The organism is Candidatus Avoscillospira sp. LCP25S3_F1 (assembly GCF_052117125.1).
Lineage (GTDB): Bacteria > Bacillota > Clostridia > Oscillospirales > Oscillospiraceae > Avoscillospira_A.
The window spans coordinates 42,346-60,685 of the sequence record NZ_JBQKJT010000003.1 but is presented as its reverse complement, the minus strand read 5'-3'; the positions used below and the strand labels follow the sequence as shown (position 1 = coordinate 60,685).

At 58.5% G+C, this 18,340-nt stretch carries 14 protein-coding genes; 5 read left to right on the top strand and 9 right to left on the bottom strand.

Annotated features, from left to right (window positions below; all coding sequences use genetic code 11):
- Positions 1-23: 23 nt before the first annotated feature.
- From araA to ACTQ33_RS03240, 4 genes are read right to left on the bottom strand one after another with little or no spacing between them, the layout of a single operon-like run.
- Positions 24-1,493 (bottom strand): L-arabinose isomerase, encoded by a 1,470-nt coding sequence (gene araA, locus ACTQ33_RS03255; RefSeq protein ID WP_441462143.1) that lies wholly within the window; start codon positions 1,491-1,493, stop codon positions 24-26.
- Between the two features lie 40 nt (positions 1,494-1,533).
- Positions 1,534-3,126 (bottom strand): xylulokinase, encoded by a 1,593-nt coding sequence (locus ACTQ33_RS03250; RefSeq protein ID WP_441462141.1) that lies wholly within the window; start codon positions 3,124-3,126, stop codon positions 1,534-1,536.
- 15 nt (positions 3,127-3,141) lie between these two features.
- Positions 3,142-4,191 carry an ABC transporter permease subunit gene (locus ACTQ33_RS03245; RefSeq protein WP_441462139.1) on the bottom strand — a complete coding sequence of 350 codons (1,050 nt, stop codon included), beginning with the start codon at positions 4,189-4,191 and terminating at the stop codon, positions 3,142-3,144.
- Complete coding sequence (locus ACTQ33_RS03240) at positions 4,188-5,264, bottom strand: ABC transporter permease (RefSeq protein ID WP_441462137.1); 1,077 nt, start codon at positions 5,262-5,264, stop codon at positions 4,188-4,190. The genes ACTQ33_RS03245 and ACTQ33_RS03240 overlap by 4 nt, the downstream gene beginning before the upstream one ends.
- 304 nt (positions 5,265-5,568) lie before the next feature.
- Between ACTQ33_RS03240 and ACTQ33_RS03235 the strand changes: the two genes are divergently transcribed.
- A complete protein-coding gene (locus ACTQ33_RS03235) occupies positions 5,569-6,828 on the top strand; it encodes an IS110 family transposase (RefSeq protein WP_009261187.1) in 1,260 nt (419 codons plus the stop codon).
- 86 nt (positions 6,829-6,914) lie between these two features.
- On the opposite strand, the gene ACTQ33_RS03230 is transcribed toward ACTQ33_RS03235, so the two are convergent.
- On the bottom strand, positions 6,915-8,432 hold the full coding sequence (locus tag ACTQ33_RS03230; RefSeq protein WP_441462135.1) for a sugar ABC transporter ATP-binding protein: 1,518 nt from the start codon (positions 8,430-8,432) through the stop codon (positions 6,915-6,917).
- A gap of 94 nt (positions 8,433-8,526) precedes the next feature.
- On the bottom strand, positions 8,527-9,648 hold the full coding sequence (locus tag ACTQ33_RS03225; protein WP_441462133.1) for an ABC transporter substrate-binding protein: 1,122 nt from the start codon (positions 9,646-9,648) through the stop codon (positions 8,527-8,529).
- A 550-nt stretch (positions 9,649-10,198) separates the two neighbouring features.
- On the opposite strand from ACTQ33_RS03225, the gene ACTQ33_RS03220 reads away from it, so the two are divergent.
- Positions 10,199-11,272 carry a GntR family transcriptional regulator gene (locus ACTQ33_RS03220; protein ID WP_441462131.1) on the top strand — a complete coding sequence of 358 codons (1,074 nt, stop codon included), beginning with the start codon at positions 10,199-10,201 and terminating at the stop codon, positions 11,270-11,272.
- Positions 11,273-11,330: 58 nt separating this feature from the next.
- Here ACTQ33_RS03220 and ACTQ33_RS03215 read toward each other — a convergent pair whose 3' ends face one another.
- The 3 genes from ACTQ33_RS03215 to ACTQ33_RS03205 form a co-directional block, all read right to left on the bottom strand.
- Positions 11,331-12,674: a peptidoglycan-binding protein gene (locus ACTQ33_RS03215; protein WP_441462129.1), complete on the bottom strand. Its 1,344-nt coding sequence runs from the start codon at positions 12,672-12,674 to the stop codon at positions 11,331-11,333.
- A gap of 3 nt (positions 12,675-12,677) precedes the next feature.
- Positions 12,678-13,163 (bottom strand): hypothetical protein, encoded by a 486-nt coding sequence (locus tag ACTQ33_RS03210; RefSeq protein ID WP_441462127.1) that lies wholly within the window; start codon positions 13,161-13,163, stop codon positions 12,678-12,680.
- Positions 13,164-13,265: 102 nt separating this feature from the next.
- Entirely contained in the window at positions 13,266-14,903 is a 1,638-nt protein-coding gene (locus ACTQ33_RS03205) for a ribonuclease J (RefSeq protein WP_441462465.1), read from the bottom strand.
- 519 nt (positions 14,904-15,422) lie between these two features.
- On the opposite strand from ACTQ33_RS03205, the gene ACTQ33_RS03200 reads away from it, so the two are divergent.
- The 3 genes from ACTQ33_RS03200 to rplI all read left to right on the top strand — a co-directional run bounded on the left by ACTQ33_RS03200 (position 15,423) and on the right by rplI (position 18,317).
- Positions 15,423-17,402: a DHH family phosphoesterase gene (locus ACTQ33_RS03200; RefSeq protein ID WP_441462126.1), complete on the top strand. Its 1,980-nt coding sequence runs from the start codon at positions 15,423-15,425 to the stop codon at positions 17,400-17,402.
- Between the two features lie 4 nt (positions 17,403-17,406).
- A complete protein-coding gene (locus ACTQ33_RS03195) occupies positions 17,407-17,634 on the top strand; it encodes a hypothetical protein (RefSeq protein WP_441462124.1) in 228 nt (75 codons plus the stop codon).
- 239 nt (positions 17,635-17,873) lie between these two features.
- Positions 17,874-18,317, top strand: a complete 444-nt coding sequence (gene rplI, locus ACTQ33_RS03190; protein ID WP_441462122.1) for a 50S ribosomal protein L9 — start codon at positions 17,874-17,876, stop codon at positions 18,315-18,317.
- Positions 18,318-18,340 lie beyond the last annotated feature (23 nt).

Here is an 18,340-nt window from a genome sequence, read left to right as displayed (position 1 = left end):
CCCATTGTAGCAGTATTCAGAGATTATTTCAATTTCCAGGCCAGGTCGTTGAGGAACAGCTCGTGCTCCAGGGACTCCACAGTGGTATCCTTGGTGATGTGAACAAATTCAATGTCCATCATGGTGGCCCAGTCCTTCATCTGCTCGGCGGTGACGTCGTAGCTGAGGACCGTGTGGTGGGCGCCGCCGGCGGTGATCCAGCACTCGACGCCGGTGGTCAGGTTGGGCTCCGCCTTCCACATGACCCGGGCCACGGGCAGGTTGGGCATGGGCATAATGGGCTTGACACAGTGGATATCCTGGCAGATCAGGCGCAGACGGCCGCCCATGTCGATGAGGCTGACGACAATGGCGTCGCCCGGCTTGCCCTCGAACACCAGACGGGCCGGGTCTTCCCGGTCGCCGATGCCCAGGGGATGGACCTCGATGCGGGGACGGTCAGCGGCCACAGAGGGGCAGACCTCCAGCATGTGGGCGCCCAGGCTGTACTCGTTGCCCTTCTCCAGATGGTAGGTGTAATCCTCCATGAAAGCGGAAGCGCCGTTGCCGTTCTCGCCCATGGCCTTCATGATGGCGGTCATGGCGGAAACCTTCCAGTCGCCCTCGCCGCCGTAGCCGTAGCCCTGCGCCATCAGGTGCTGGGAAGCCAGACCGGGCAGCTGACGCATGCCGTACAGGTCCTGGAAGGTGTTGGAGTAGGCCATGCAGCCCTCGGCGTCCAGCATCTTCTTCATGGCGATTTCCTCGCGGGCCTGGTAGCGGATGGAGTCGATGTTGTCGGTGGCAATGTCATAGGACTTCTTGTAAGTCTCCATGAGTTCGTCAATCTCAGCCTCGGTGACGGCGTTCATGGTCTCCACCAGCTTGCCCACAGGCCAGGTGTTGACCCGCCAGCCCAGCTTGGCCTGGACCTCGACCTTGTCGCCCTCGGTGACGGCGACTTCCCGCATGTTGTCGCCGAAGCGCATGACCTTCAGCTCCTTGGAGAAGGCCACGCCCACAGCGGCACGCATCCAGCTGCCCAGACGCTCCTGGACGTCATCATCCTGCCAGTAACCGGCGATGACCTTGCGGGGCATCCGCAGACGGGCGGCAATGAAGCCGTGCTCCCGGTCGCCGTGGGCGGCCTGGTTCAGGTTCATGAAGTCCATGTCGATCTCGTCGTTGGGAATCTCCCGGTTGTACTGGGTGGCGAAGTGGCAATAGGGCTTTTGCAGGTTCACAAAGCCGTTAATCCACATCTTGGAGGGGGAGAAGGTGTGGCACCAGGTGATGATACCGGCGCAGTTCTTGTCGTAGTTGGCCTCGCGGACCACCTCGGCAATCTCCTGGTTGGTCTTGGCGGTGACCTTATAGACCAGCTTGTAGGGCAGCTTGCCGGAAGCGTTCATCTTCTCAACCATCTCGGCGGCACGCTTGGCCACGGTCTCCAGGACCTCGGGGCCGTACAGGAACTGACTGCCGACAACAAACCAAAACTCGTAATTTTTCATGGGGAATTTGCTCCTTTGCAATATCGCTTTTGCTCAGATTTCAGATTGTATAGTGTTCCACCGCTGCCCGCTCCACGGACAAATTGGCGCGGTAGCGCTCCATAAAGGCGATGAAGCCGGCCAGATCCTCGGCCTGGGGCTCTACGGTGGTAACCTTCTGACCTGCAAACACACAGGTGTCCAGATAGTTGTCCAGGGTCTGACCCTGGCTCTTGCGTCCGGCGTAGGCTGCCAGGACCGCCATGCCCCAGGGGCCGCCCTCACCGGCGGTCTCCATGACGGAGACGGCGGCGTTGGCCGCGGCGGCCATCATGCGCTGGCCGACAACGGGGGTCTTGAAGAAGCCGCCGTGACCCAGCAGACGGTCCACGGCCACCTGCTCCCCGCTCAGAATATCCATGCCCAGCTTCAACGTCGCCAGCGCAGAATACAGCTGGGTACGCATCAGGTTGGCAAAGCTGAACTCGCTCTCGGGGCCGCGGACAAACAGGGGACGGCCTTCCTCCAGGCCGGTGATGGGTTCGCCGGACAGGTAGTTGTACAGCACCAGACCGCCGCCGTTGGCGTCGCCCTGGAGGGCGGACTCAAACATGGTGGTGAACAGCTTGTTCATATCCACCGTCTGGCCCATGGCCTCCTGGAACTGGGCAAACAGCTTGGCCCAGGCGTTAATCTCGTTGGTGCAGTTGTTGCAGTGGACCATGGCCACGGGCTTGCCGTCGGGGGTGGTGACCATGTCGATCTCGGGATAGACCTTGGACAGGGCCTTTTCCAAAACGATCATGGCAAAGATGGAGGTACCGGCGGACACGTTGCCGGTGCGCTCGGCCACGGCGTTGGTGGCGGCCATGCCGGTTCCGGCATCGCCTTCGGGGGGACACATGGGGATTCCGGCCTGGAGGTTGCCGCTGACGTCCAGCAGCTTGGCGCCCTCCTCCGTCAGACAGCCGGCATCTTCACCGGCGGACAGGACCTGCGGCAGCAGATTGCGCAGCTTCCAGCCGTAGCCACCCTCGGCGGCCAGGGCATCAAAGCTCTGCACCATGGTTTCGTCATAGTCGCCGGTGGTGCTGTCAATGGGGAACATGCCGCTGGCATCGCCCACGCCCAGGACACGCTTGCCGCTGAGCTTCCAGTGGACGTAACCGGCCAGAGTGGTCAGGAAGTCGATGGAGCCTACATGCTCCTCCCCATTGAGCATGGCCTGATACAGATGGGCGATGCTCCAGCGCTGGGGAATATTGAAGTGGAACCGGCTGCTCAGCGCCTCAGCGGCAGGGCCGGTGGTGGTATTGCGCCAGGTGCGGAAGGGAGCCAGCAGGGCGCCGTCCTTGTCAAAGGGCAGATAGCCGTGCATCATGGCGGAGAATCCCATACCGGCCAGCTTGGTCAGGGTGACGCCGTACTGCTTTTTCACATCGGCGGCCAGTTCCGTATAAGCCGCCTGGATACCGGCCCACACATCCTCCAGATGGTAAGTCCAGTAGCCGCCCTCATAGCGGTTTTCCCAGCCGTAGCTGCCGGTGGCCACCACCTGGTGGTCGTTATCGATGAGCACGGCCTTGATACGGGTGGAGCCCAGCTCCAGACCCAGATACGCGCCGCCGTTGGCGATGAGTTCTTGCACTTGCATGATAATCCTCCTAGATTATTTCTTCCGATCCTTCAGGATGGCAAAGACGCTCTGCAGGACGATGAAGAAGCACAGCAGAATGGCAGTGAGAATGTTGGGCCAGGAGCTGGCCAGCTTGCCGTTGGTCTGCACGATGCTGGAGATGGTGCCGTTGATGAGCACGCCGAAGAGAGAGCCCAGCACGTTGCCCACACCGCCGGTCAGCAGGGTGCCGCCGATGACGCAGGAGGAAATGGCGTCCATTTCCAGACCTGTGGCCTGGTTGACATTGGCCGACATGGTGTTCATGGCGTAGCAGATGCCGCCGATGGAGCACAGGAAGGAGGCCAGCACATAGGCCATCATCTTGGTCTTCTTGACGTTCAGACCCATCATGGCCGCGGACTGCTCGTTGCCGCCCACCGCGTATAGGGAGCGTCCGAAGCGAGTATACCGCAGGATCAGGAAAATGGCAATGAGGACCACAAAGGCCACCACGACGCCCCAGCCGATGTAGGGCATGACCATTTTACCGGCCTTGTTTACATAGCCGCCGAAGGGCAGGTAGATACGGTAGTTGGCCAGATCATAGAACCACTGGCTGCTCTCGGCGGTGATGGACAGCTGATCGGTGGAGATGACCGCGGTCATGCCTCGGGCAAAGAACATACCGGCCATGGTGACGATAAAGGGCTGAATCTGCAAATAGCCCACACAGAAGCCCTGGAACAGGCCGAAGACAACGCCCAGCACCAGAACAAGGGCCATGGAGGTGACGGCGCTGAAACCCCAGTCGCCCATACCCATCGCCAGAATCATGCAGTCCAGGGCGATCAGAGAGCCCACGGAGATGTCGATGCCGCCGGTGAGCATGACGCAGGTCATGCCGCAGGTGACACAGATCAGACCCGCGCTGGAACGCAGGATGTTGAGGAAGGTCTGCACACGGGTGAAGTTTTTGTCGGCGTAGGCGATGCAGCCGCCGGCGTAGAGCAGGATAAAGAGAACAATGGTAATGAGCATCAGCAGGGTATGACCGTTGATGGAACCGCTGCGGCGCTTGATGGCATTGGCGGGCGCTTTCATACGCGGGCCACCTCCTTCTTGGCAGCCTTGGCTGCGCTGTGCTTCTTGAACCAGGCCTTGACGGGGGGCGCCTGGATGGCGACGATGAGAATGACGATGATGGCCTTGAACACAGGGGTAACCTCTGTGGACACGCCCAGGTTATACATGGTGGTGGTGATGGCCTGGATGGTGTAGGCGCCGATGATGGAGCCGGCCAGGTTGAACTTACCGCCGCCCAGGCTGTTGCCGCCCAGGGCCACGGCCAGAATGGCATCCAGTTCCATGTTCAGGCCGATGTTGTTGGAGTCGGCGCTGGTGATACGGCTGGAGGCCACGATACCGGCAATACCGGCGCAGAGGCCGCAGAGCAGGTAGCAGATGAAGATGATCTTGCGGGAATTCAGACCGGCAATGCGGCTGGCCTTCTTGTTGATGCCTACAGACTGGATGTACAGGCCCATGGCCGTCTTTTTCAGCACCAGGGACACCACCAGCACACAGGCGGCGGCAATGATGATGGGCGTGGGCACGCAGCCGATGTAGCCGCCGTAGATGCCGAACTCCGGCACGCGGATATAGACGATCAGGTTGTTGCACAGCAGCAGGCCGATGGCGCGGGCGGCGGACCAGAGGATCAGCGTCGCCACCATGGGCTGAATGCCCAGATAGGCCACCAGGGAACCATTGAAGATGCCGCACAGAACGCCCATAGCCAGGGCGCCGATGAGGCCCACCACGATGGGCATGGCAAACTGGTCGGCGCTCTCCACGCTGGACACGCCGAAACCGGCGATGAGCATGCAGCAGAAGGAAGCGCAGAGGCTCATGACCGAGCCCACGGAAATATCGGTACCGGAGGAGGCCGACACCACCAGGGTCATGCCGATGGCCAGGATGGCCACCTCACTGCCGCGGTTGAGAATGTTAATCAGACGGCCCTGCAGCAGGTCGTTCTGAATATAGATGTGAAAGAAGTTGAAGATGCCTGCGCCACGGGCTGCGTCATAGAACATATTGACGGCCAGCACCAGGATGACGCACACGATGGGCAGAAACAGCTGCTGCCGTGTGGCTTTTCGTAAGGTGTTCATTCCTATAATCCGCCTTTCTGCGAAAGGCACCGACGGGGTTATGAAACGCAGGTGCTTTCGCCTGAAATTGATGTTTGCTATACTGTTCACGGGAGTGCTCGGTATACTACAGAGACCGTGGAGGTGAGTGGCGGGGCTGTATAACGGCAACCCCGCATTTCTATATGGTTCGGCCACCCGTTAAGGCATCAACGAATGGCGCATGACAGCAGCCCGTAAACTTATCTCTTTCAAATCGACTCGATTTTGCCGGGTGGCCAGTCCCTGCCGAACCTCCCCAAACACTGTGTCTGGAGGGAGGCAAATGGCTTTCAAAATTCTCCGCAAAAACTGCTGTGGACTGGACATTCACAAAACCTGGATATTTGCCTGTATCGGTATCACGGATTCCAATGGCCGGACAGAGTACAAGCAGGCTCGCTTTTCCTCGTTTTCCAACGGACTGAGGGATCTGGCTGACTGGCTTGCGAAATACTCCTGCTCGGATGTCTGCATGGAATCCACAGGGAAATACTGGATTCCTGTATTCAATATCCTTGAAAAGACCTGTTGGGTCACCTTGGCGCACCCGAAATACACGAAACCGCAGAAGGGCAACAAAACCGACCGCAAGGACGCCAAGTGGATCTGCGACCTGTATATGTGCGGCATGGTCAAGCCCAGCTTTATCCCACCGCCGGACATCCGCCAGCTCCGTGACCTGATGCGCTACCGTGTGAAGCTCACCAATATGCTGACCGGAGAGAAGAACCGCGCCCAAAACTGCCTCACCGTTTCCAATCTGAAGCTGGATGATGTGTTTTCTGACGTGTTTGGAAAATCCTCACGCTCCATTATCCAGTACATTTTGGAGCATCCTGGTGAGCAGTTTGATGTGACTCCGTTTATCCACCGGCGCTGCAAGCATCCTGTTGAGGAAATCCAAGCTGCTGTGGACGGGGTGGTATCCCGTGAACAGGCAGCCAAACTCAAGGAATGCCTGCTGCACATCGACCAACTGAATGCGCACAGGGAGCGTATCGAAGCTGAAATCCTCCGGCTTGCTGAGCCCTATCCTTACCAGTTGGAATTGATCCGCACGGTTCCTGGCTTTGCCGCCGCTCCGCTGACGGCTGTGGCCCTTATCTCCGAGATCGGCGTTGATATGTCGGTATTTCCCTCTGCAAAGCACCTGGCTTCCTGGGCTGGATGCTGTCCTCGAAATGACCAGAGCAATAAGAAAGTGAAGTCCACACGAATCTCCAGAGCTGGCTGCTATTTGAAGCCTCTGCTGGTTCAAATAGCAAATGCCGTCATAAAATCCGACAGGCACCCTGAATGCAGGGAACGCTACCGCAGAATCAAAGCCCGCCGTGGGCACAAGAAAGCGATTATCGCTGTATGCCGGATGCTTCTGACCGCTATCTGGAACGTCCTGTCCAAGCTGGAGCCTTATTCCGCAAAGGGTTATCTTGCCGACAAGCTGACGGAGCATTCCGTTGTTATTTCCAAGGCGGAGGGCCTGGCTCTACTTCGCAAGCGGGGCTATATTTTCAAGGACGAACTGGCCGTCGAGTCAGGTTGAGACCCTCTTCCATATCGTTTTTTCCCGCAGTCCCTGCGGCTGTGTTTTTGCGCCCTTTTTCCTTCTGCTTCGGCTATCGCTTTGTTTCAAACTTTGCTACCTCCTGCAATGGCTTTCATCACGCGCTCCTGCGTCAGCTCGCCGTCCAGCTCGCCGACCTTGGCGCCGTCGCGGAGGACGGCCATCCGGTTACAGGTACGGATCATTTCCTCGATTTCCGAGGAGATGAACAGGATGCTCTTGCCCTCCTGGGCCAGTTTGATAATGAGCTTCTGGATTTCCGTCTTGGTGCCCACGTCGATGCCGCGGGTGGGCTCGTCCAGAATCAGGAAATCGGGGTCGGTGGCCAGCCAGCGGCCCAGAATGGCCTTCTGCTGGTTGCCGCCGGACAGCTGCTTGATGGGCGTCTCGCGGCTGGCGGTCTTGATTTGCAGCAGCTGGATGTAGTGATCGGCGATTTCCTCCTGCTTGGCCCGGGGGATCAGACGGAACATACCGCGCTTGGCCTGCATGGCCAGGATAATGTTCTCCCGGACGGACAGATCACCGATGATGCCCTCGGCCTTGCGGTCGTCGGGCAGCAGGCCCATGCCCAGGTTCATGGCGTCGATGGGCTGGTTGATCTTGACTTCCTTGCCGCCCACCTTCAAGGTGCCGGTCTGGTTCTTGTCGGCGCCGTAGATGACGCGGGCCAACTCACTGCGGCCGGAACCCAGCAGACCGGTGAGACCCACGACCTCGCCTTTGCGGATATCCAGATCGAAGGGCTTGATGGTACCCCGGTGGCTCATGCCCCGGGCCTCGATTTCCGGCTGGTCGAAGGTGCGGTCGTTGTATCCCTCGGGACGGATGTCCACCAGATCGTCGAAGTCCTTGCCCATCATGGCGGAGACCAGTTCCAGACGGGGCAGGTCGGCGATGGGATACTCACCCACCAGCGTACCGTTGCGCAGAACCGTAATCCGGTCGCAGACGGCGTAGACCTGCTCCAGAAAGTGGGTGACAAATACTATACCAACTCCCTGCTCCTTGAGGGTGCGCATCATATTAAAGAGCTTCTCCACCTCGCCGTCATCCAGGGAGGAGGTGGGCTCGTCGAGAATCAGCACCTTGCAGTTCATGTCCACCGCGCGGGCGATGGCAATCATCTGTTGGATAGCTAGAGAGTAATTTTCCAGGTTTTGGGTGATATCCACATGGATGTCGAGACGTTTTACCAGCTCGTCGGCCCGCTTGAACATGGCCCGGCGATTGATGGTATGGAGCGCTGTCATGGGCTCGCGGCCGATGTACAGGTTTTCAGCAACGCTGAGGTTGGGACAGAGATTGACTTCCTGATACACGGTAGAGATACCGACCCGCTGGGCGTCCAGAGTAGAGCGGTTCTTTACCGGGCCGTCCACGCCGTCCACGCGGATCTCGCCGGCCTCAAAATCGTTGATGCCGGTGAGGCACTTGATGAGGGTGGACTTACCGGCGCCATTTTCACCCATGAGGGCATGGATTTCACCCTTGCGTAGGGTAAAGTCCACATTGTCCAGGGCCTTGACGCCGGGGAAGGTCATACAGATCCCGCGGGCGGTCAAAACAATGTTGTTTTCCAAAACGGATCACCTCTACAAAATTTGAAGGGGAGGACCCCGGGAAACGCCGGGTTCCTCCCCTGGGTATAACACGATTTAGGGATATTTGAAAGAATTAGTAGGGGCGAGCGTCCAGGACCTCCTGGGTCATCAGAACCAGAGCCTGCTCCTGACCGTCGACGGTGATGGTCTCACCGGCCACGTCCTCAGCAACAAACCAGGACTCGTTCATGTAGACTTCCTTCTCGGGGGTCTCGCCGGCCTCCAGCTGCTTGATGATGGCGTCTACGTCGGGAGCAGCCATGGGGTTGCACTCGAAGTTGGCGTTGATCTTGCCGTCCAGCACCAGCTGCAGGGCAGCCTTGTTGGCGTCGAAGGAAACCAGAATGACGTCGCCGCCGACACCGTAGGTGACACCGGCCTGATCCATGGCGGTCATAGCGCCGTAAGCCTCGTTATCGTTCTGGCAGATCACAACGTTGAACTGGCCCTTGTAGCTCTGGCAGTAGGACTCCATGACTTCCTGGCCGCCGGCCTCGGTGAAGTCACCGTTCTGGGAGTCGAGAATGGTCCAGCCCTCGCGGTCAGCGATTTCCTTGAAGCCCTCGGTACGGCCGATGGTAGCGGAAGCGCCGGTGGAACCCTCGATGACCAGAGCGTTGATCTCGGTGATGCCCTGTGCGGCAGCGTAGGCCTTCAGCCACTCGCCGCAGGCCAGGCCCTCAGTCTTGAAGTTGGAGCCGACCCAGGAAACGTACTTGTCGGAGTCGTCGACGGTACGGTCGATGACGATGACGGGAATGCCCTCGTCCTCACACTCGGTCAGAACGGTGTCCCAGCCGGTGGCAACGATGGGGTCGATGATGATGTAGTCCATACCCTGCTGGATGAAGTTACGGACGGCGTCCAGCTGCACAGCGGAATCGTTGTCGCAGTCGACGAAGGACAGCTCATAGCCGTTCTCAGCGGTGAAGACGTCCTGAGCGGACTTGGTGGAAGCAGTACGCCAGTCGGACTCGTGGCCAACCTGAGCGAAGCCAACCTTGATCAGCTCGCCATCGGCAGCGCCGGTGTCCTCCGTGGCAGCGTCATCGGTGGTGGCAGCGTCGTCAGTGGTAGCTGCGTCATCCGTAGCGGCGGTGTCGTTGGGGGTCTCGGTGGTGGTGCCGTTGGAGCTGCAAGCGCCCATGGCAAGTACCATCATCAGAGCAAGAAGCAGAGCAACAAATTTCTTCATGATGAATTTTCCTCCATTTCATGATTGGCCGGCGGCTCTTTCGGGTAGTCACCCCCGATGCATCCGGCCGTTTGATGGTTCTTAGTATACGCTTTTCCTTGCAAATGTCAATAAGAGGTACGGACAATTTTATGTTTCTCAGTTTGTAACAATACAAAAATTTTGACACTTTGCTTTAGAAAAGCAATTCTTCCGATTTTTTAAAAAAAACTTGGCCTGTTAACAGTTTTTTAAAAGTTATTGCAACATTTTTTCAATTTTGTCTGTTTTTTCTGTTTGGTCATAGTGCACAGTCGGTAAATTTGGACTGTATTTTGTTCGCTTTAAAATAAATTTGTACGGTCTCTCTCGCAGGATTTCCGGCGGTTCCGACGGTGTTCTTCCATAACCTCTCCCAGTTCATTTCCAGTTTCGACCTTATTGTATGGTACAAATATTATTTTTCTTGCCATCATACTACAAGTGTGATATGCTTGGTCACAGAATGGAGCACGTCCGTGTGCCGCCGCATCCGGCAGCACGGATATACCAACAAGGAGAATCCGAGCCTATGCAACCAAAATATCAGTTGGTGGCCGGTACGCTGCGGGAGGAAATTCGCAGCGGCCGCTATCGGGACACCATGCTGCTGCCTACGGAATACGAACTCTGTGCACAATTCCACATGAGCCGTCAGACCGTACGGCAGGCCCTGAGCCTGCTGGTCAGTGAGGGACTCATTGAACGGCGGCAGGGCAGCGGTTCCCACATTCTGGCCAACCCCAGCCCGGCAGCCAGCCCCCGGCGAACCGTGGCCGTCGTCACCACCTATATCAGCAACTATATTTTCCCCAATATTCTGCGGGAGATTGAAACGGTGCTGGCCGCCAACAACGGCGCCCCCACCCTCTTCGCCACGCAAAACCACATCGGCAATGAGCGCCGGATCTTACAGACGCTGCTGGAGGGCGATCTGCCCGACGGCATTCTGGTGGAGGGCACCAAGACCGGCCTGCCCTCTCCCAATCTGGACCTGTACGAGCAGCTGCGCCGGCAGGGCGTTCCCCTGGTCTTTATGCACGGCGTCTATCAGGAATTGAAGGAAAGCGCCGTGTCCGTCATGGATGACAACCGGGGCGGCGGCCGCCAGCTGGTGGAATACCTCCACAAAAAGGGCCACACCGCCATCGGTGGGTTCTTTAAAAACGATGATATGCAGGGCGTGGAGCGGTACGCCGGTTATGTGGAGGCCATGCGGGACTTGGGCCTGCCTCTGGAGGACCGTCATATTTTTTGGTACAACACCGAGCACCGGGAACGGCTGCTCAACGACGACCAATACTGTCAGTACATCACCAATACATTCAAGCACTGTACGGCGCTGGTCTGTTACAACGACGAAATTGCGGCACGGCTGATCTCCATGCTGCTGAAACGGGGCGTCCGGGTACCGGAGGACCTGGCTGTGGTCAGCTTTGACGACAGCCCCTACTGCGACATTTCCCCGGTTCCCGTCACCTCTCTGTCCCATGGCCAGCAGAACGCCGGACACATGGCCGCCGATCTGCTGATGCGGCTGATGCAGGGCCAGCCCTGCCAGTCCCAGGTGATTCCCTGGCAGCTGGTTTCCCGGCAGAGCGGCTAAGTGTCACCACCATACAAGCCCACCGGCGGCGGCCGGTGGGCTTGTTGCTGTTGGGGGCTTATAGCCCCTGGGCAATGGCGGCAATGGCCGCCCAGGTCAGAGGACCTGTAATGCCCGTCACCTCCAGATCCGTCCGTTCCTGCACCGATTTGACGGCGGCCTCGGTGGCGGCGTCATAGACGCCGTTTTCCGTCACCGCCGGGATAAAGGTCACATTGAGGGCGGCCCGCCGCAGCAGCCGCTGCAAGCTGGCCACCTCCGGTCCCTCCTGGCCCGGCGTCAAAAATTTGCCTGGATAGATCTCGTCGGAAGCGTTGAGATATTGTTCCGGCAGGGACGCGCGCAGCTGATTGTAGGCCTTGGTCAGGGCATCCCAGGTGTTCCGGCCCACGATGCCGTCCACAGTCAATCCCTGCTGCTGCTGGAACGTGCGGACGGCCTGTTCCGTGGCCTCGCCAAAAATACCGTCAATGACGATCTGCGGCAAGGTGTCGTCAAAGAACGCCAGCACCGACAGATAATATTGTATGGTCCGCACGGGATCGCCGGTGTCGCCCCGGCGCAGGACCTTGGAGAAAATCCGGTCGATCTCGTCGATGGTGAGACCCTCGCCGGTCAATTCCCCCAATCCCTTGACGGCATTGTAGATGGCCTTGATCTGATACCAGGTGGCCTTGCCCACAACGCCGTCCACCTGGAGATTGAAAATCTGCTGAAATTTCTTCACCATCTCTTCGGTGGCGGCGCTGAAAATACCATTGAGCGGCAGGTCCTGGCCCAGGGCCGGATAGTTCCGGGCGATGCGGTTCAGCTGCCGCTGAATGGTCCGCACCTCCTCGCCCACATCGCCCAACCGCAGCGCCTTGCCGGGATACGACGGCAGATTCGGCCCCGTGGGGGCGTCCCGGACAATGCCGATATCGTCGCCATAAAACTGCTGCAAAATTTCATAGGGCACCAGTCCCTGTTCCGCCAAATCCACGGTGCCCCACTGGCTCAGGCCGTCGCAGGTGACGGTGGTACCGTTGCAATACTGGGTGAACAGGGGCTGCACGGTCCCCTGCCTCACCACGTAGTCGTTGAAAATCTCATCGACAATCTGGCCGATATTTTCAAAGATCTCCCGGCCTTGGATGTATTTCTGGTCATACTGGGTGGTGGAGGTGATGTCGAAATCATACCCCCGGCTTCGGTACCACTCCGTATAGACCCGGTTCAATGCAAAGGAGATCTGCGCCAGAATGTTGGCCCGCAGGGCCGCATCCGGCCAGGTGGGGTAAATCTCGCTGGATGCCACATTTTTTATGTAGTCCACAAAGGGGACCCGCACGTTGGGCGCTGTTTTGTCGTTGGGTAAGCCGAGATGGACCGTGATGGTCTCGGGGATCACAGGCGTAGACATGGCTCACTCCCCCCGCAGCTGCAACTGGACCGGCTGCACCGTTTTAATGCCCGGAAAAATATTGACCGTGGCCGTGACCGGTTCAAATTCCGGATGGCGGGCCACCAGCTGATAGGCCGCGTCCGGATGGGGTTCGCCCGGCTCCACCGACTGCTGCAACTCCGGGGCGGGCAGGGCGATGGCATCCACCAGACCGCTTTCGTCGGTGGTGCCGGTGTAAAAAACGTGGTCTGTCCCGTCACTCAGCTGCCGGCTGACGGTGATGTCGACGCCCTGCACCGGGATGGCCTGATTGCCCCGGAAGGCCTGGACCCGCAGGACGCCGCGACTGGGATTTTCTTTGAGAAACGTTTCCAAGGCGGTATTGTCCGACGGCGGCGCTGTGGAGGCCGTCGGCTCCACCGGTTGGGATGCGGCAACGCCGCACTGTCCCATTCTGGGGCAGTTGGCACAGCCGCCGGAGCATTGCAAGGGAGTATCTGGTTCCATGGCGGTCACCTCATTCTTGAAAAGATGGTCCATTCTATGCGTTGGCCGCCCAGAAGGTGCAAAAATGGCCGGGCCTGTATCGCAGGCCCGGCCAACAGGTTCTCAGAGTTCCATAATGACGGGAAGAATCATCGGATTGCGCTTGGTGGTCTTGAACAGATAATGGGACAAGTCGGACTTGATGGCCGATTTGATGGCGGCCCAGTCGCGGGCCTGCCGGTTGCGGCACTTTTCCAGGGCTCCCAGGGTGATCTCCCGGAGATTGTCCATCAGCTCCTCGGACTCCTTCACGTAGATAAAGCCGCGGGTGATGATATCGGGGCCGGACAGGATGGAGCCGTCCTCGGCGCTGAGGTTCACCACCACCACCAGCATGCCGTCCTGGGCCAGATGCTTACGGTCGCGGAGGACCACGCTGCCCACGTCGCCCACGCCGCTGCCGTCCACCAGGACCTTACCGGCGGGGACGGTGCCCGTCAGCTTGCAGGAGCGGCCCGTCAGCTCAATGACGCGGCCCAGATCGGAAATGATGACATGGCGGGGGTCCATGCCCATGGCGTTGACCGCCAGTTTGGCGTGGATGCGCAGATGGCGTTGTTCACCGTGGACAGGGATAAAGAACCGGGGCTTCAGCAGGCCGTGGATAATCTTCAATTCCTCCTGGCAGGCGTGGCCGGACACATGGACCTCAGAAAGCTTGTCGCAGACCACATCGGCGCCTTTGCGGTACAGTTCATTGATAATGTTGCCGATGGCCTTTTCGTTGCCGGGGATGGCGGAAGCCGACAGAATGACCCGGTCGCCGGGCTGAATCTCCACCTGCCGGTGGGAGGCGTAGGCCATACGATAGAGGGCCGACATATCCTCGCCCTGGGAGCCGGTGGCCACAATGACCAGCTTTTCCTTGGGGATAGATTTGATCTGGTTGATGTCCACCACCGTCTTGGGGGGCAGCTTCATATAGCCCAACTCCGTGGACACCTTGAGGATGTTCTCCATACTGCGGCCGGAAAAGGCAATTTTTCTGCCGTACTTGTGGGCCACGGTGATGAGGGACTGGAGCCGGTAGGCGTTGGAGGCAAAGGTAGAGACGATGATTCTCTGATCGCAGTTCTTGAACAGCCGGTCGAAGCTCTCGGTAACCACCTTTTCGTTGGCGGTGTAGCCGCCCCGTTCCACGTTGGTGGAGTCGCAGAGCAGCGCCAGAACGCCTTCCCGGCCCAGCTGGCCGAACCGGCCCAGATCGATCATGCCGTCCTCGGCGGTGGGGTCGATTTTGAAGTCGCCGGTCATGACCACAGTGCCGATGGGCGTCTTGATGGCGAAGGCCACGGCATCGGCAATGGAGTGGTTGACGTGGATGAACTCCACCTGGAAGTTGCCGGCCTTGACGGTCTCCCCGGCCTCGTGGGTGATGAGCTTGCACTTGTCGAGAATCTTGTGCTCCTCCAGCTTCAGCTTCACCAGGCCCAGGGTCAGGCGGGTGCCGTGGACCGGGGCCTTGATCTGCTGGAGCACATAGGGCAGGGAACCGATGTGGTCCTCGTGGCCATGGGTCAGGAAAATGCCGCGGATTTTGTTCTGGTTCTTGATGAGGTACGTCACATCGGGGATCACCAGATCCACGCCGTACATGTCGCCCTCGGGAAAGCCCACGCCGCAGTCCACAATGATGATGTCGCGGCCATATTCCAGCACGGTCATATTCTTGCCGATCTCGTTGAGACCGCCCAGACTCATAATTTTCAGTTTTTCAGCCAATGATAATCACTTCTCCTTTAAAATCACGCCTCCGGCGGCTTGTACCGGCAGGCGTCGGTGGTAAAACCGGTGAAAACCGGCTTGCGTTTTTTCGCAAATCAGCGACTGTAGCCCAAGAATTACGGCAAAAAAGCGCACAAAAACCAAGACACCCGTTCATCCCGGTAATCGGCCCCGTTTCTCCGTCACCGGACGCCCGCCTGTTTCCATGCCGCGCCGTATTCATAAAAAAGTACAGTCTCTATTGAAATGCGCCGTTGGGGCGCATAACGCACAATCCATGTCGCTGCAAAAGCGATCCGTATGATACAGTATACCACAACAGGGGGGAAAAGTATACACATTTTTCTCCGACGCTCCGGAACCGTCTCCGTCCGCCCGGAAAATCCCATGGATTTTCAGACAGTTTCCATTGAGTTTTACTAGGATTTTTGCTATAATACAATCTATCTGTACCCTGTGCGGATGATCCCCCGGAAGAGAAAGGTGTGAAGGCTTGTGAACAACCCGTTTCGGCGGTTTCTGGTGCCCGGCGCCCCCCTCTATTTTGTGGTTTTGCTGCTCCTGTCCGGCGTGGCAGCGATTATGGGCCAGTATGTGTTGGCCGGTGTGGAGCTGGCGGTGACAGTGATCATGCTGGTGTTGTTCCGGATTTCCACGACTCGGAAGAAAAAGGAAATTCTCCGGTACATTCAGTCCACCACCGCCTCTCTGGACACGGCCCTGCGGGATGAACTGCCCCTGCCCATGGCCATTGTGTCCATTGCCAACAACGAGGTGTTCTGGTCCAACGACCATTTCAACCAATTGACGGGCCTCAAACCCTCCACCTTCAGCCCCAAGCTGGAGACGGTGCTGCCCAAACTTTCCATCCGCTGGCTGGCCGAGGGCAAGCCCGAGTGCCCCGGCGACTATACTCTAGGCAATCGCCGCTATCGGGTATTGGGCAGTCAGATTCACTCCGATCAGTACGACCCCTCCCTGTTTTTGGCCACCATCTATCTGGTGGACATGACGGAGCTGTTGCAGGTCCGGGACGAGTATATCCGTTCCCGTCCCATCGTATCCATTCTGTTGGTGGACAACTACGACGAATTGGTCAGCAATCTGCCCGACGGCGTGGTGTCCTCCATCAACGCCGCCATCGACAACCGTCTGTCGGCCTGGACCGACGGCGTGGACGGTCTTTTGCGGAAACTGGAGCGCAACCGGTATCTGTTCCTCTTTGAGGCCAAGGACCTACCAAAATTTGTAGAGAGCAAGTTCTCTATTCTGGAATCCATCCGGGAAGTGGTAAATCCCTCGGGCATTGCCGCCACGCTGTCTCTGGGCTTCGGCAAGGACGGCGCGACGTTTGCCGAGAATTACAGCTTTGCCTCGTTGAGCATTGAGATGTCTCTGAGCCGCGGCGGCGATCAGGCCGTCATTAAGGACCGGTACAACTTTACGTTCTACGGTGGCAAGACCAAAGAGACGGAACGGCGCACCAAGGTCAAATCCCGCGTCATTGCCAATTCCCTCTCGGAATTGATCGCTCAGTCCAGCGAGGTCTTTGTCATGGGCCACAAAAACGCCGACATTGACTCCGTGGGCGCCGCCGCCGGTGTGGTGTGCCTGTGCCGCAAAAAGGGCAAGCAGCCCCACATTGTCATTGACCGGCAGGTCAATGCCGCCAAGGAGCTCATTGCCCAGCTGGAACAGCTGCCGGAGTACGCCGACGCCTTTATGACGCCGGACGACGCCATGCTGCTGGCCGACTCCCGGAGTCTGCTGATCGTGGTGGACACCAACCGGCCCGATCAGGTGGAATCGAAGCCCCTGCTGGAGTCCATTCCCCGTGTGGCCGTCATCGACCACCATCGCCGGGCTGCCGACTACATTGAGCAGGTGGTGCTGAACCTCCACGAGACGTACGCTTCTTCCGCCTCGGAACTGGTGACGGAACTGCTGCAATACGCCATCGATTCCAAGGACATTCTGCCCGGTGAAGCCCAGGCCCTGCTGGCCGGTATTGTACTGGACACCAAGAACTTTTCTGTACGCACCGGCGCCCGGACCTTTGAAGCCGCCGCCTTCCTGCGGCGCACCGGCGCGGATACGGTGGACGTAAAGAAACTGTTCCAGAACAATCTGAAAGACACGTTGCAGCGCTATCAGATCATCCAGCGGGCCCGGCTCTACCGGGGCGATATCGCCATTGCCGCCCTGGATTACACGGCCAGCCGCACCATTGCGGCCCAGGCCTCCGACGAGCTTTTGAACATCGCCGGTATCAATACCTCTTTCGTCCTCTACCCCGACGGGGACCGGGTCATCATGTCGGCCCGCTCCATCGGTGACACCAATGTGCAGATGATTCTGGAGCCCCTGGGCGGCGGCGGCAACGCGGCCACGGCAGGCTGTCAGATCACCGGCAAGGATATGAACACCGTGCTCCATGAGTTGATTGCGTCCATTGACAAATACTTTGAGGAATAATGGTATGAAGCGTGATTTGAAATGGATGCTTCTGGGCATCTTTCTTGGCGTATCCGCTATTTGGTGCTTGTTATTTGGTCGGGGCAGCGTTCTGTTCGGAATCTTGGGCGGGTATGCGCTGCCCATTGTGGCCGTCATCTGTTTCGGCACCGGTTTTTCCGGATATACCGTCGAGGAGGAGCAGCCGCCTCCAGACGATTCTTCTCAAACAAATCATTTAGAAGATCAGTAGATACGTACCAAATCGTATGAAAACCAATTGAAACCGGACGCTGCCGGGTCTTCTGTACCCGGCGGAAGCCGGTTGTTCCCCGGCCATCGGTGGCCTGACGCCGGGCGGTGTGCCGGGATACTTTCTCCTGCCGGTGGCGGCGGTCCTGCGCATTGCCGCGGGGCTGTCCAACGGGCAGGACCACTAACGTACCAATACAGTTGTCCTCCGGGACTACGGAAAATAAGGAGTATCAAACTATGAAAGTCATTCTTTTACAGGACGTCAAGGGCAAGGGCAAGAAGGGCCAGTGCATTGAGGCCTCCGACGGTTACGCCCGCAACTTCCTCCTGCCCCGCAAGCTGGCGGTGGAAGCCAACGCCGACAACCTGAACACCATGCGGATGAACGACAAGGCCGCCGCCGAAAAGGCTGCCAAAGAACGGGCCGAGGCCATGGAGATTTCCAAGAAGCTGCGGGAGATCATTGTCACCGTACCCGCCAAGGGCGGCAGCGGCCGTCTCTTCGGCTCCGTCACCTCCGCCGAAGTCTCCGACGCCCTCAAGGCCCAGCACAACATCGCCATCGACAAGCGCAAGATTGTTCTGGACGAGCCCATCAAGGCCTTCGGCACCTACACCATGAAGTGCAAGCTGGGCCACGAAATCACCGGCGAAATCACCGCCAAGGTGGTGGAAGCCTAACATTGTAAGGAAAGGAGTCCCAA

What these genes read in the sequence shown, in the direction of transcription:
- araA (WP_441462143.1), bottom strand. Translation starts at nt 1,493, where the DNA reads ATGAAAAATTACGAGTTTTGGTTTGTTGTCGGCAGTCAGTTCCTGTAC.
- ACTQ33_RS03250 (WP_441462141.1), bottom strand. Translation starts at nt 3,126, where the DNA reads ATGCAAGTGCAAGAACTCATCGCCAACGGCGGCGCGTATCTGGGTCTG.
- ACTQ33_RS03245 (WP_441462139.1), bottom strand. Translation starts at nt 4,191, where the DNA reads ATGAAAGCGCCCGCCAATGCCATCAAGCGCCGCAGCGGTTCCATCAAC.
- ACTQ33_RS03240 (WP_441462137.1), bottom strand. Translation starts at nt 5,264, where the DNA reads ATGAACACCTTACGAAAAGCCACACGGCAGCAGCTGTTTCTGCCCATC.
- ACTQ33_RS03235 (WP_009261187.1), top strand. Translation starts at nt 5,569, where the DNA reads ATGGCTTTCAAAATTCTCCGCAAAAACTGCTGTGGACTGGACATTCAC.
- ACTQ33_RS03225 (WP_441462133.1), bottom strand. Translation starts at nt 9,648, where the DNA reads ATGAAGAAATTTGTTGCTCTGCTTCTTGCTCTGATGATGGTACTTGCC.
- ACTQ33_RS03220 (WP_441462131.1), top strand. Translation starts at nt 10,199, where the DNA reads ATGCAACCAAAATATCAGTTGGTGGCCGGTACGCTGCGGGAGGAAATT.
- ACTQ33_RS03215 (WP_441462129.1), bottom strand. Translation starts at nt 12,674, where the DNA reads ATGTCTACGCCTGTGATCCCCGAGACCATCACGGTCCATCTCGGCTTA.
- ACTQ33_RS03210 (WP_441462127.1), bottom strand. Translation starts at nt 13,163, where the DNA reads ATGGAACCAGATACTCCCTTGCAATGCTCCGGCGGCTGTGCCAACTGC.
- ACTQ33_RS03205 (WP_441462465.1), bottom strand. Translation starts at nt 14,903, where the DNA reads ATGAGTCTGGGCGGTCTCAACGAGATCGGCAAGAATATGACCGTGCTG.
- ACTQ33_RS03195 (WP_441462124.1), top strand. Translation starts at nt 17,407, where the DNA reads ATGAAGCGTGATTTGAAATGGATGCTTCTGGGCATCTTTCTTGGCGTA.
- rplI (WP_441462122.1), top strand. Translation starts at nt 17,874, where the DNA reads ATGAAAGTCATTCTTTTACAGGACGTCAAGGGCAAGGGCAAGAAGGGC.